At 59.7% G+C, this 13303-nt stretch carries 16 protein-coding genes; 11 read left to right on the forward strand and 5 right to left on the reverse strand.

The genetic code is table 11. The features are described 5' to 3' along the window. Positions 1 to 135 precede the first annotated feature (135 nt). On the forward strand, positions 136 to 1296 hold the full coding sequence (locus NSND_RS16330) for a phosphotransferase family protein (RefSeq protein WP_200810548.1): 1161 nt from the start codon (positions 136 to 138) through the stop codon (positions 1294 to 1296). Between the two features lie 8 nt (positions 1297 to 1304). Further along, on the forward strand, positions 1305 to 1835 hold the full coding sequence (locus tag NSND_RS16335; protein ID WP_080880005.1) for an adenylyl-sulfate kinase: 531 nt from the start codon (positions 1305 to 1307) through the stop codon (positions 1833 to 1835). Positions 1836 to 1839: 4 nt separating this feature from the next. On the opposite strand, the gene NSND_RS16340 is transcribed toward NSND_RS16335, so the two are convergent. After that, positions 1840 to 2280, reverse strand: a complete 441-nt coding sequence (locus NSND_RS16340) for a YceK/YidQ family lipoprotein (RefSeq protein ID WP_080880006.1) — start codon at positions 2278 to 2280, stop codon at positions 1840 to 1842. 184 nt (positions 2281 to 2464) lie between these two features. Here NSND_RS16340 and NSND_RS16345 point away from each other — a divergent pair, with 184 nt between their 5' ends. Both NSND_RS16345 and NSND_RS16350 read left to right on the forward strand, forming a co-directional pair. Beyond that, positions 2465 to 4375, forward strand: coding sequence for an alpha amylase C-terminal domain-containing protein (locus NSND_RS16345; RefSeq protein ID WP_080880007.1), 1911 nt, complete (start codon positions 2465 to 2467; stop codon positions 4373 to 4375). A 255-nt stretch (positions 4376 to 4630) separates the two neighbouring features. Continuing rightward, on the forward strand, positions 4631 to 4948 hold the full coding sequence (locus NSND_RS16350; RefSeq protein ID WP_143833592.1) for a hypothetical protein: 318 nt from the start codon (positions 4631 to 4633) through the stop codon (positions 4946 to 4948). Between the two features lie 16 nt (positions 4949 to 4964). On the opposite strand, the gene NSND_RS16355 is transcribed toward NSND_RS16350, so the two are convergent. The 4 genes from NSND_RS16355 to NSND_RS16365 form a co-directional block, all read right to left on the reverse strand. Beyond that, positions 4965 to 5816: a class I SAM-dependent methyltransferase gene (locus NSND_RS16355; protein WP_143833593.1), complete on the reverse strand. Its 852-nt coding sequence runs from the start codon at positions 5814 to 5816 to the stop codon at positions 4965 to 4967. Between the two features lie 124 nt (positions 5817 to 5940). Then, positions 5941 to 6588 carry a hypothetical protein gene (locus NSND_RS16360; protein ID WP_143833594.1) on the reverse strand — a complete coding sequence of 216 codons (648 nt, stop codon included), beginning with the start codon at positions 6586 to 6588 and terminating at the stop codon, positions 5941 to 5943. Positions 6589 to 6648: 60 nt separating this feature from the next. Then, entirely contained in the window at positions 6649 to 6771 is a 123-nt protein-coding gene (locus NSND_RS21855) for a hypothetical protein (RefSeq protein WP_255373887.1), read from the reverse strand. A gap of 73 nt (positions 6772 to 6844) precedes the next feature. Continuing rightward, entirely contained in the window at positions 6845 to 7609 is a 765-nt protein-coding gene (locus NSND_RS16365) for a transglycosylase SLT domain-containing protein (protein WP_080880907.1), read from the reverse strand. Between the two features lie 728 nt (positions 7610 to 8337). Between NSND_RS16365 and NSND_RS16370 the strand changes: the two genes are divergently transcribed. The 7 genes from NSND_RS16370 (at position 8338) to NSND_RS16400 (ending at position 13294) form a co-directional block, all read left to right on the forward strand. Beyond that, the gene (locus NSND_RS16370) at positions 8338 to 8823 is read left to right on the forward strand and encodes a response regulator (protein ID WP_080880011.1); all 486 of its coding nucleotides are present in this window, start codon (positions 8338 to 8340) and stop codon (positions 8821 to 8823) included. Beyond that, positions 8786 to 8956 carry a DUF2934 domain-containing protein gene (locus NSND_RS22200; RefSeq protein WP_159450836.1) on the forward strand — a complete coding sequence of 57 codons (171 nt, stop codon included), beginning with the start codon at positions 8786 to 8788 and terminating at the stop codon, positions 8954 to 8956. The genes NSND_RS16370 and NSND_RS22200 overlap by 38 nt, the downstream gene beginning before the upstream one ends. Positions 8957 to 9033: 77 nt before the next feature. After that, the gene (locus NSND_RS16380) at positions 9034 to 10146 is read left to right on the forward strand and encodes a S1C family serine protease (RefSeq protein WP_159450837.1); all 1113 of its coding nucleotides are present in this window, start codon (positions 9034 to 9036) and stop codon (positions 10144 to 10146) included. 103 nt (positions 10147 to 10249) lie between these two features. Further along, entirely contained in the window at positions 10250 to 11116 is an 867-nt protein-coding gene (locus NSND_RS16385; RefSeq protein ID WP_080880014.1) for a universal stress protein, read from the forward strand. A 43-nt stretch (positions 11117 to 11159) separates the two neighbouring features. After that, positions 11160 to 11411, forward strand: a complete 252-nt coding sequence (locus NSND_RS16390; RefSeq protein WP_143833595.1) for a hypothetical protein — start codon at positions 11160 to 11162, stop codon at positions 11409 to 11411. Between the two features lie 39 nt (positions 11412 to 11450). Further along, entirely contained in the window at positions 11451 to 11909 is a 459-nt protein-coding gene (nrfH, locus tag NSND_RS16395; protein ID WP_200810549.1) for a cytochrome c nitrite reductase small subunit, read from the forward strand. 11 nt (positions 11910 to 11920) lie between these two features. After that, positions 11921 to 13294 carry an ammonia-forming cytochrome c nitrite reductase subunit c552 gene (locus NSND_RS16400; RefSeq protein WP_080880016.1) on the forward strand — a complete coding sequence of 458 codons (1374 nt, stop codon included), beginning with the start codon at positions 11921 to 11923 and terminating at the stop codon, positions 13292 to 13294. Positions 13295 to 13303 lie beyond the last annotated feature (9 nt).

Genomic DNA, 13303 nt, shown 5'->3' on the forward strand with positions numbered 1-13303 from the left:
TGGGAACGCGGGGCGGGGATGGAGCTGAACCGGCTGAAAGTGGGGCATTTGCGCGACTTCAGCAGACGGGATGATGGTGGCCTTTCGGGGCACTGGCGCATAATTCCTCACTGCCTCAGGAGGCGCTGAAGCTCAATGCGCCAGTTGCTGGTTCCATTGCAGGCTGAAGCGGGCATATTTTCGGGAACATGTCTTGCGTCGGACAGCGGTATGCCGGTGTTGAAGAAATCTGCCCTGGAGACCTACCTCAAGGTCCGGTTCGGGCCGAGCGCGGAATTGCTCGCCTATGGACCGATCGGCAAGGAGACGAGCGGCGCGCGGTATAAGCAATACGGCTATGGCGCGCCTGTCCGGTTGACTTTCCGCCAGGGAGGCAAGACCCGCCGGGTGGTGTTGGGCACGATGAGTCCCGGTCCATTCGGCCATGAACATCCGGCCGACCGGGCTCAGGCGATGTTGTGGGACTATGACTGCTACGGCCGCCTGCCGGGACATATCGACGCGCTGGATGTGGGGGCTTTCACCGCGCGGGGCGAATTGATGTCCGTGGCTACGGCCAAAGAGTTTTTCTTACTTACCGAATGGTCAGAGGGAGCGACCTATCACAAGGATCTCGAACGCATGGCAGGGGCGACCAAGCCGACTGCGCTCGACCGGAAGCGGACCGCAGCGTTGGCCATATATTTGGCCGACATTCACCGGGTGAAACAGACCGATCCACAACTCTATCGGCGTCGGCTTCGAGAATTGCTCGGCCACGGTGAATGTATCATGGGCCTCACCGATAGTTACCCCGATCGGTTTGCCTTCATCACCGAAGACCTTCTGGCGCGAATCGAGGTGGCCTGCAATGTGTGGCGGTGGCGGCTGCGCGGCCGGCATGCGCGCCTGTCGCAGGTGCACGGGGATTTCCATCCCTGGAATGTGCTGTTTCGCCACGGGACGGATTTTTCCGTCTTGGACCGGTCACGCGGAGAGTGGGGTGAGCCGGCGGACGACGTGACGTCGATGTCGATCAACTATCTGTTCTTCTCACTGTGCCGGCATGGGAGGTTGAAGGGCGCGCTGGAAGTGGCCTTCCATTCATTCTGGGAGACCTACCTCGCCAGGAGCCGCGATCACGAGGTGTTGGAGGCGACGGCGCCGTTTTTCGCGTTTCGCGGGTTGGTGCTGGCGAGTCCGCTCTGGTATCCGAAACTCACGGTGACTGTGCGGCGTAAAATCTTCCGGTTCATCGAGAATGTGCTGGCGACGCCGCGCTTCGACCCGGCGGATGTGAACCGTTATTGCGACTAAGTGATGTGATGACTCCCTTGCCATTTGCCCTCTGGCTGACCGGTCTTCCCGCTTCCGGGAAAAGCTCGATTGTCGCACGGTTGTTACCCAGGCTCGAATCGTGTGGAGTGCCGGTCGAAGTCCTGGAGTCCGATGCCGTCCGGCGTATGTTGACTCCGGAGGCCAGCTATTCCAGCGAAGAACGCGACCTGTTCTATCGCGCCCTGGCGTTCATGGGATCGCGACTGGTTGCGCATGGGGTGAGTGTGATCTTCGACGCGACGGCGAGCCGGCGGGAGTATCGAGAGTGTGCGCGCAGCTTGATTCCCAGCCTGTTGGAAGTCTCCATCGAGTGTCCGCTGAAGGTCTGCATGCAGCGTGATAAAAAGGGGACCTACCGGCGCGGCTTGCAGGGCGAGTCGTCCACCGTGCCCGGGTTACAGACCCCCTACGAGGCACCGGTCTCGCCGGCCCTGGCTATCGACACGATGGTCGTGTCGCCGGATGCCGCAGCGGAACAGATCCTCGATTTGATTAATGCGCGAAATGGTATGGGGTGAAGTGTCAGTGGTGCTGCATCGCTCCGTCCTGTGGCTTTGTATTATCCTCGGTTGGCGCAGCAGGTCCCTCTGTTGGTTCGGAAATCGAGCCAGATTCGGGACATCGCCATTTCGCTCCTTTGAAGCTCCCATCACGAATTTGCAGGAATGCAGTTATAGGAAGAACAATCGTATCCATTGCCAAACTCAGCGGGATGTCCCAAAACAGAATGGCGCCAATCTGACTATTCTGTTTCACAGCGTAAATATCGAGCGAAATTCCACTGTACAGGCGAGGCCAGCTACAAGGTAAATCAGGCGTACGTGCGAACTCTTTGGGCGCGTCCGCATGGAGGGCCATCATGGTGCCGCAACTTGTCAATGCAACGCCTATAGGAAACAGCACAAAGAGATAATGAGAGATTCGTCTACCTGCTGTCCTGACGGCCTGCTTTGAATTGCTCATTTATGCGAAAGATACGAAACTTTTTGGCCGTTCGCAAACGCTTCCCGATTAGCGGCGTATCCATTCTTAGTATTGCTCGCATCAGTAATTCTTGCAGGCAAATCAATGGGTCTCTTGTTCCGTTTGGCATTCTGTTTTAGGATGCGCCTGTCTGAGTCAGATAATTGCCTTATGGGGCACATCCATGCCCGCGTCACTGAACCACATTCATTCCGATACCCCGATGGGGGCCAATCTGATTGCCGGCGGCGCGACGTTCCGTTGCTGGGCTCCGCATGCCAAGTCCGTCCACGTGGTCGGCGATTTCAACCATCAGGCACGGAACGAAGCGAGTTTGCTGACACGGGACGCGCAGGGGCATTGGCGCGGGTTCATCCCTGGGGTGAAGGATCGCCAGCGCTACATGTTCTACGTGGTCGGCGAGGGGAGTGAGGGGCTCAAGCGGGATCCCTATGCCCGCGAGTTGGAATCGCCCTTCCCCAGCCAATGCATCATTCGTCACCCGGACTTTCCCTGGCACGAGTGCGGCTATGTCACGCCGCGTTTTCACGAATACGTCATCTATCAGCTCCATGTGGGGACGTTCTTCACCCCGAATCTCCCGCAAAAAGGCGGCACCTTTCTCGATGTGGCTCGTAAGCTGCCCTATCTCGCTGAGCTTGGCGTGAACGCGCTGCAATTGATGCCCATTCAGGAGTTTCAGACCAGCTTCAGCCTGGGCTACAACGGCACCGACTATTTTTCTCCCGAAATGGATTTCGCCGTGGCGGATGCCGATCTGGCTCCCTATGTGGCGACGGTCAACCGGCTGCTGGACGCGAAGGGGTTGCGCCGATATCAGGTGAAGGAGCTGCGGGGGGAAATGAATCAGCTCAAGGCGCTGATCGATCTCGCCCATATCTATGGTTTGGCGGTGCTGCTCGATGTGGTCTACAACCATGCGGGCGGAGACTTCGGGGATCAGAGCCTGTATTTCTTCGACCGGCAGGATCCGGCCGGCGGTCAGCGTCACTCACTGTACTTCACCGATGTAGGCCATGCCGGCGGTCTTGTGTTCGACTTTGCCAAGCCGGAGGTTCGCGACTTCCTGATTCAGAACGCCAAATTCTTTCTCACTGAATACCGTGTCGATGGATTCCGGTACGACCAGGTGAGCGTGATCGATCACGACGGCGCGCCCGAGGGCTGGCGTTTTTGCCAGGACCTGACGTCGACGGTGCATGCACAGCGGCCGGAGAGGTTGCACCATGCGGAATATTGGGATGTGAATCCGTTCATCGTCGCGCCGCGGCCGGTCGGGGCCGGGTTCGACACCACGTTGACCGACGGCCTGCGGATGGCGATCCGCGATGTCATCGGCAACGCGAGCGCACCCGACGAGCGACCGCTGAATATGACGGCGTTAGCGAGAAGTTTGTGGCCCGAGGGGTTCAACGAGTCCTGGCGGTTTGTGCAGGGGCCGGAGAACCACGACATCGTCTACCGGGGACGGGAACAGCGCATCGCCCGGCTTGGCGATCCGGACCACCCCCGATCCTGGTTTGCGCGCAGCCGTGCGCGGGTCGCGACCGGCCTGAGCCTCACGGCTCCCGGGATTCCCATGCTGTTCATGGGGCAGGAATTTCTGGAGGACAAGCAGTGGGCGGACGACTTCGTGACACACCGCGAGTTGCTTCTCCATTGGGCCGGTCTCGATCAGGGCGACCGGCAGATGATCGACCATCTGCGGTTCACGCGGGAACTGTTGCATGTACGCCGCCGATTGCCGGCGCTGCGTGGACAAGGGTTTCGCGTGGCGCATGTGCACGATCAGAATCGGGTCCTGACGTTTCATCGCTGGGTGGAAGGCGAAGGGCATGACCTGTTAGTGGTGGTGCACCTGGCCGACTTCACCCGCGTCGGGTATCGACTCGGATTCCCAGACGAGGGTGACTGGCGCGAACTGTTCAACAGCGATGCCTATGAAAACTGGATCAATGCCGGCGTGGCCGGCAACAGCGGGCGCGTGACCGCCGGTCTGCAACCCCTGCATGGCTTTGCCTATTCGGCCGCGGTGGTGCTCCCCGCCAATAGTATGCTGATATTTGCGCGTTAGTGTCCCCCGGATTCCCTTCCCCGCATCTCCATGTGGTCTCTTTCTCGAGCCTACGGGCCTGTTCTTAACGAACCCGTCGCCTTTGCGCGCTACAAGAGTTCTTCGTAGAGCGGACGACCGCAGGCTGAGGTCTTATCTCCGCTACAAAATGGCAGCAGGAGCGACAGACTGCCGGTGCGATGGGGCGTAGAGTCTCGATGTGCGCGACACGCCGTTCATGTTCGACCGCATACCTGCAATCGAGAGGAGGTCACGATGAACATGCGTAGTGTAATGTCTATCACGCTGATCTGGATGGGAATGGTCGCCCCGGTTCTCGGATTTCAGACCGCCGCAGAGTTTCCAGTGAGCTGGGTCGAGCACGTGGATCTTCGCAATCACCTACTGACCTTCAAGACCGAGGACGGTCAGGTGCGGATGTTCCGGGTGGCCGATTCGGTGGCGATGCGGCGTGAGTGGCTGAGTAAAGGGGATCTCGTCAGCATCGAAGTCGATCTCGACGACCAGATCGTGAACATCGTGAAAGTGGATCGGAGATCCGAACCCAATCGACAGGTGTCACGTCGAAAATGAGGCGATGCAGCTTCTGCTAGGTTGTCCACCAGGAGGCGACCGGAGGATGGGGCCGGGGGCGCAATGGCCGCGGATGAACCCAACAGCCTTGTGAACGAAGCCCCGCCTGTCGGCAGTATCCGGCAGCGACATCCGCTTCATCTGTGCCTTGATTCACCATGAACAGGGTCCCCCCCGCCGCAAGATTGCGCGCGATGCTGGCAAAGAGCCGTTCCGGAGAAAACACCGTTAACGGGAGCCGCCAGGCTAGAACGGGCGTAGGCGTGACAAACGGAAACCAAGCCGTGATGACATCTACCTGTTCGTCCATCTCGCAGTAGTCGACGGTCACAAACGAGGTCTGCGGAAGATCCGCGACGTATCCGGCGGCAGCGTCGTAGCGGCTGTAGCCGGTTGGATAGAGGCGGTAACCCTCGACATCCACGCCAGTCAGTTTCGCCGGTCGGAAAAACCGGTGCAGCGTCTGCGCATACCAGAAGTTGGCACAGCCCACATCCGTGACAAGACCGCCCGTGGGAACGGGCCGGTCCGCTGCCGCCCAGGCCTGGTCCAGCAGATCGAGGTAGGCGTAGTTCGCCAGGGACGTGTGTCGTCCGTAGCGGGATTCGAAGCAGACACCATAGTGGGCCTGCAGGGATTCGATACAAGCCGACTGCCCGGTCTCCAGATCTGTGAGACGGCCGACCGGCACTTCATGGTAAGGCTTTCTCGACCAGCGTATCCGTTCCGAGAGGCCGAACCACAGTGCATGATAGAGCGACCGGCACCGTTGTCCGAGAGAATAACGATGGTTGGGCGATGAAGGACTGGGGGCAGGAGCCTGAACCGGGCGTGGAGCATGGAAAGTGACTGGAGGAGTGGTCGGCATAGGGAGAATGTTTCATCACCATGTCGGCTTTTCCAATGAAGAACTGAAGGGGGGCGGATGGTAATGGCTAGCCATCATCCCATCGGTCGTTCTGTAAACATTCGCGGTTCGGCACAGCATGCGCTTAATCTGCGTGGTCAGACTGGCCGCCGGTCACGAAGTCATTGAGCAGCCGACAACCGGCAAAAAGCGTGGCCTCGTCATTTCTGATCCAGCGGCTGATGGCTCCCAGGTAGACAAGGCGGTCTGCGACCGCCTTGATATCTTCGGTGCCGGTCTCAGCTCCTGCCTTCGTAGGGTTCACAGGTTTCCCGTACTCGATCAGATAGTTCAATAATCGTCGTTCTGCTCCCTTGCCTACCTCCTCTATCAGCTGTCGAAGGAACGGCTGCCATTGCTGTCGGCCTTCAGCAAGAGCCGTTTCTCCGTAATGCAGGAAGAGTTTGCTCAAGTACGGATGGTTGCCCGTCCACTTCGCGATGGGTGCCGCCATATCATGGCCGACCAACCGGCGGAGTTCTCCATCGAGCAGGACAGAGAGTGGATAGAGGCGAATGGTCAACCCGGGTAACGTTGAAGGGTTGGCCAACAGTGCTCTCAACCGGTGACCGCCGGTGAGAATCATGTTCCGCGGGCGGGCAGTCGAAACTTGCTGGAGCAGCAGGTCGATCGTTTCGCCTGGCAGATGGTCGAGGTTGTCCAGAACGAGCATTGCGCCGGATATCTCATCTCCATTTGGCAGTGATGCTTGGCGGAAATCCACTTCGATCACCCGGTGGTGGGATAGCCCATCCAGCGAGCTTCGTACCAGCGACGTCTTGCCGAGCTTCGGTCAGCCGATCACCGCCACGGATTCGCCGTCCGCTAGGCGTCCGCGCAGGTTTCGGACAAGCCCTTGGCGTCCGATGAACGCATCGCCGGTGGCCGGCTGTGGAAAGAAGGGTGCGACGGACATAGGCCACTTTACCACGCATGACCATGATACGACTCATCGCTCGTGCGATCGGGGCAATCTCGGTCGAGACTCGTTACTGAGGGCGCACAAACCGGAGCAGGCTCTCGCCTGCGGCCAGCCGCACAAATTTCCGCTTCAACTCATTCACTCGATCGAGATAGAGCTTCGCACTGTGATCGCCGCACCGTTGTTGCGGGGCCAGTCGAAAGCCGCGGGCGACATATGCGTGGCCGGCGCCGGGTCCGCAGAGATGAATCAGTGCGGCCAGATCCTGCTTCTGCTGGAACGTGGGGCGAGGCCTTCGATGCGAACCGATGGCGTTCGCCACGGCGCGGTCGAGCAGGGCGGAGGTCAACTCGATGGCATGGCTCGGCAGGACGCGGCTATAGAAGGAATTGAACCAGCAGGAGTGAGGATCGTTCCAGGAGCCCTCCTGGACGACACGGTGGTCATGAATACAGTACCGCTTTCCTTCCTGAAACGTCGCATCGGTGATCTGGAACATGCCGACGGCGCTCGACGCCGGACGATACAGTTCCAGCGGATTCCAGGTCAGTCGCCAGCGCCAGTAGGTGCGCGCGACCGGATTGCCTGCGCTTTCGACCTGCGCCAGCGCGGCCAGTAGATCCGGCGTCATGATGGCAGTGGAATGTGTGCGGAAGAGCGGACCGTACTCTTTCCATGTTTCATACGGATGTTTATCGAGCGCGTCGTCGAGCGCAAAGAACATTTCCGTCGGCTTGTGGATCGTGTGGTAGACCCAGTTCACGCCCGCGCCAAGCAAGAGTAGGATAGCCAGGCTCACCACAAGCCTGGCCGTGAAGGGCAAGCGCCGCAGGGCGGTGAGCAGGGCTCGATATCTGTGTCGCCAGACGCGCCCGCGCCGACGAACGGCTACAATCGTGCTCCTGCGACCGCGCTTCCTGCGACGGATCACAGCCTGCGGATGCGAGCGGGAAGGCATGGGCTCACTATAACCCAAAAAGGGGAGTCGGAGGCCTGGTGATCCTCTTGCTGGCGAGGTGCGCAGCAGCGCACTCGCTTGGCCCTGGTTCTTCCTTACAAGTCAGCCGACTTCCCGAGCCCGTTGTGTGCGACAGCAGTACGGCTCGAAATCTATCATCTGGTGACAGCGAAGTATCTCGTCGGATACAGGCGCTGTTTCTTCTAAAACGGTTTCGACTTAATGAGCACCGATGATCTAATCGCTTTCATGCATGTCGGAGTAATGCCAACTTCGCATTCAGAAAGGCCGGACTAATTTATCCGACTGCGATGGATCAGACCACTTTCGAAATCCAGTCGTGGAGGTAGTCACAGGAAGTATCGGCTTGCTGCGGGCACCTAATTAAAGTCACAAACCAATTCTGTCCTGCCGAGCGATATGTTGGATATCACCTGGTCCGCCGTGAAGGCAGGCCTGGATCGCCTCTCCCCACTGTCCTCGTGCCACCAAATTACATCGGTTTTTTCGAATGACGGACGCCGTATTATCGATTTGTAAGAAGAAGCCATGTGCCTATACAGTTTTTAGTAGGGCAGGTTGCACCGCAAAAGAGGCACACGATGCCGAAAGTTCTGATCGTCGATGATGACGCCGATGTCCGTGCGTGCCTCCAGGACGCCCTAGAAGCACGCGGCTTATCCTGCTGGGCCGTTGAAAACGGCCGGCACGCACTCGAATGTTTGCGGGCTGCTGAGGTGGATCTCATCGTGACCGACTATCGGATGCCCGCCATGGATGGATTGGAACTGTTGCGGCGTTTGACCGGTTCCGCCCTGGAAACGATCCCGGTCATTCTCCTGTCAGCGGATTCGGCAGCCAATCTGCGGCAGGAGGCCTTGCGCCTTGAGGCCTATGCCGTGGTTCACAAACCGTTTAACACGCATGATCTCGTCGAGGTCATGTTTCGCGCGCTTCACCGAAACAGCAGCGATCCCGAGCAGGCGGCTGCCGCCACCCAACCCAATCAAGGAGGGAACTATGAAACAGAGGCAACCAAATACAAGCGCCATGGAGAAGGCGAACGGAACGGCTCCATCGGGCGTTGAGGAGTCGCTTCGCAAAAGAATCGCCATTCGCGCATATGAGCTGTTTCGCGACCGCGGCAGCGAGCACGGGCATGCCGAGGACGACTGGCTCGAAGCGGAACGGCAGATCAAAACCGAGATGCAACAAAGCTGAAGCGCGTGGGTTGAGGCTGATCCTTATGACGGCCTGTCTGGCCATTGCTACATGATAAGGGAGGAGACGCGATGATCATGAGCCGGTTCAACGCAGGTGAGAGATGGCTGGCGCTGCTCACGGCTGTCAGCATCATGTGGGCACCAGGAGTGCTCTTGGCCGGGGCGGTCGGCGACCGCCGAGACGAGGAACAAGTGGTGCAAGTATATCGGGACGTGGTACCGGCCACTGTCTTTCTCAGTTCTTCGTATGCTACGGGCAGCGGCCGCAATTCGTCGATTGGCTCCGGCTTCATCGTGGATGAGGCCGGGACGGTCCTGACGAACGCGCACGTGGTCGAGGGCGCACACACGGTGATGGCGAAATTGTACGACGGGCAGCGGGTGCGTGCGGAGGTGCTCGGCGTCGATTCTTACAGCGATGTGGCCGTGCTCCGTCTGACCGGAGTCAATGGGAAAGTTCCCTTCGTGCAGCTCGGCACCTCCGACGCGCTCCGCATCGGTCAGAGAGCGTTGGTAATCGGCAACCCCTTCGGCCTGGGCTTCGGGCTCTCCACCGGCATCCTCAGCGGATTAAATCGCCTTCCTCCCGGCGTCGCATTCAGCGAACCGAGGGTTCCGCTGATTCAGACCACCGCCCCTATCAATCCGGGCGACAGCGGCGGCCCGTTAATGAACTCCGACGGCCGGGTCATCGGAATTACGACCGCCATGGCGTTGGGCACTCAGAATATCGGCTTTGCCGTGCCGATCGATCTCGCCAAAGAGGTCCTTGGAGAATTGAAGGCGAAGGGCAAAGTCAGTCGGCCCTGGCTAGGCGTCGGCGGCAAGTTCGTGACGGACGAGATCCGGGAATTATTCGTCCTGCCCCTCGCCGATGGGCTGCTGGTCGGTGAGGTCTTTCCCGGCAGTCCTGCAGCGGATGGGGGACTGCGAGCGGGGACCGTCGACGTGACGGTGGCCAGCGAGCCCTGGATGATGGGCGGAGACCTGATCGTCTCTCTGCAGGGCCGGTCGCTCCGGACGATGGAGGATTTCGTTTCGGCCTTCAAGAGCTTGAAGATCGGCGAGACGGTCTCGGTCGAATTCATCCGCGACCGGATGAGACGCAGGGCCTCCCTGGTCGTCGCCGAACGGCCCCAAGGCCTGTCGCACCCGACCTCCATGTCCATCGGCAAGGCGGCTCGGTGATTGGACGCAGAAGGCGTCGCCGGCGACTTCGGGCCGAACGCCATGACAGGTCGGCGAACAGTATGAGGCAACATATTTCACCAGATAGAAGGAAGGAACTGCGATGACGAACCTGATAAACGGTGCCCCGACGCGAATCCGTCACATTTTTCATCCGACAGATTTTTCGGCCGCCAGTATGGCGGCTTTCGGGCATGCATTGAAGCTCACTCACCGCCTTCAGAGCGATCTGACGATCATGCATGTCGATCCGGCGCGGGCCGATCCCGATTTCGAGGATTTTCCGAGAGTACGGGAGACGCTCAGCCGATGGGGAATTCTCAAAGAGAGGGCCACTAAAGACGACCTTCTGGCGCTCGGTATCGGCGTGCGCAAAATTCGCGGGATGGCGGACCAACCAGTGACGTCGATTCTGCAATTGCTCAGCTGGAAACCGGCCGACTTGATGGTCTTGGCAACCTATCCCAAAGACGCCCTAAGTCAATGGTTGTCCGAGGAGTCCGGAGAGACGCTGGCCCGCAAGTCCCGCACGATGACTCTGTTCGTGCCAGGCGAGAGTCCAGGATTCGTCTCATTGCATAACGGAGTGGTGGCGCTGCAGCGGTTTCTCATCCCGATGGACCACCGCCCGGACGCGCAGGCTGCGGTGGACGCCGCCTGCGCGATTGCGTCGAGCCTGGGGATCGATACGGCGATCTTCGAGCTGTTGTATGTAGGGGAACCGGCAGACGTGCCGCGCCCGCGGCTCCAACGTCGTGACGGCTGGATTTGGAAGCAAAGCGTCAGCACGGGCATCGTGGTAGAGGAAATTCTTGAGGCGGCCGAGCGCCAGCAGCCGGATCTGATCGTCATGGCGACCGAATGGAGAACGGGCTTTCTCGACGCCTTGCGCGGTAGTACCACCGAACGAATTCTGCGCCGGACGATCTGTGCGCTGCTCGCGGTCCCTGTCTATGAGCCGCTCGCATGATCGCTATGTAGTCATCTTGGGGAGAAGGGAGATCATGGATATCATGCGCGTTGTACCGATCGTCTTCTTGATCATGGGGCTTTCCGCTTGTCAGGTTAGAACGCAGATGCCATGGCAGCAAGTGGGAAAAACGGCCGACGAAACGAAAGCGGACGAAGCCGAGTGCTTGCGGCAGGAGGGAGAGCGTTCAGCAGTCGCGGCGTTTAAGAGGGCGGCGGATTGCATGGAATCCAAAGGATATCAGCGCGACCAGTGGAATCGGTTTGCTTGCTGCCGGCGGTTGCTGGGCAGTTGAGGCGGTGCACGCACTCCCGTGAATGGAGGGGTTTCTCACATGAGCTGGATGTTCAGCCGCACAGTGTTCGGATGGTTTTTCGCCGTGATGGTCGGCGCCTTCGTGGGGCTCGGCCTGTTTACCTTTTGGTATGCGCGCGGGGCGTCCTACCTCACGGATGACCCGCGGGCCTGCATCAATTGCCACGTCATGAGGACGCAATATGACGGCTGGGTGAAGTCGAGCCATCGAATGGGGGCCGTCTGCAACGATTGCCACACGCCGGAAGGACTTATCCCGAAGTACGCGTCCAAGGCGTTCAATGGCTTCCTCCACGCGGCGGCCTTTACCACCGGAGATTTTCCGGAGGTGATTCAGATCAAGCCGCATATGCGGGCGATCACGGAACGGGCCTGCCTGAAATGTCACGCGGACATTGTTCAGGCCATCAATGTGTCGGACGACCCCGCGGGGCGCCTGTCCTGTGTCGGCTGTCATCGCGATGTCGGACATCGATAAGGGAGGTCATCATGAATCGAACGGGTCGCGGGTCGGTAAAACTGGTGGTCCTGGCGGTGCTGGCCGCCGGGGCGGCGCTGGCGATCACCGCGCTGCTGGTTAATATCTTCGAGCGCCACCAGGAGGCCAAGAACGTATTCTTCCGGGTGGTTGAGTTAACCGACCAGACCGAAGACCCCGCTGAATGGGGGAAAAACTTTCCCTTTCAGTTCGACGCGTACCGGCGCACCGTGGATCAGGTCCGCACGCGCTTCGGCGGCAGCGAAGCGGTGCCGCGCGAGCCCACCTCGGCCGATCCCCGTTCAGTGGTCGCCCAGTCGAGGATCGAAGAAGACCCGCGACTCAAAACGATCTGGGCCGGGTATGCCTTCGCGCACGACTTTCGTGAGGAACGCGGCCATGCCTTCATGTTGGAGGATCAAATCTATACGGGACGGCAAACGGTCGTGAAGCAGCCCGGCACCTGCCTCCAGTGCCATTCGTCGGCCTACACGGCGATGATGAAGCTCGGCGAAGGGGATCTCCCAAAAGGGTTTGAGAGCATGAACCGGCTGCCTTACGCGGAGGCCAGAAAACTGGTGAAGCACCCGGTCACCTGCTTGGATTGCCATGTGCCGGACACGATGCAGCTTCGCATCACGAGACCTGCCTTTCTCGAAGGCATCCGTGCCGTGAAGGAACGCGAGGGCATTCGCAATTTCGATCCCAATACGATGGCCACCAGGCAGGAGATGCGCTCGTTTGTCTGCGGGCAGTGCCACGTCGAGTACTACTTCAAAGGGCCGGAGAAGCGGCTGACGTTTCCATGGGCCAACGGGTTGCGCGCCGATGAGATCCTTGCCTATTACGAGCAGACCGGATTCAAGGATTGGACCCACGCGGATACCGGCGCGTCGACGCTCAAAGCGCAGCATCCAGAGTTCGAGTTGTGGAGCCAAGGCGTGCATGCCCGCTCCGGCGTTTCCTGCGCCGACTGCCATATGCCTTACAAACGCGAAGGCGCGATGAAGATCAGCGATCACCACGTGAGGAGCCCGCTGCTCAACATTAACCGCGCCTGCCAGACCTGCCATCGCTGGCCGGAAGCCGAATTGAAGGAGCGCGTCGAAACGATCCAGCACCGGACATTCGAACTGCGCAACCGTGCGATGGATGCCGTCGTGGCGTTAATCGGTGATTTAAAAAGAGCGCGGGCACGCGGCCAGAACGCTGCCCTGTCAGAGGCGCAAACGTTGCAGCGTCAAGCGCAGTTCTTGCTGGATTTCGTCGAGGCGGAAAATTCCACCGGTTTCCACGCGCCCCAGGAAGCGGCGCGCGTCCTGGGCCAATCCATCGATTTGGCACGGCGCGGGCAACTGGCTCTTCGTGACCGGGCAGGGCCTTAGTGAGGGGGC

The sequence above is a fragment of the Nitrospira sp. ND1 genome, from assembly GCF_900170025.1.
Classification (GTDB): domain Bacteria; phylum Nitrospirota; class Nitrospiria; order Nitrospirales; family Nitrospiraceae; genus Nitrospira_A.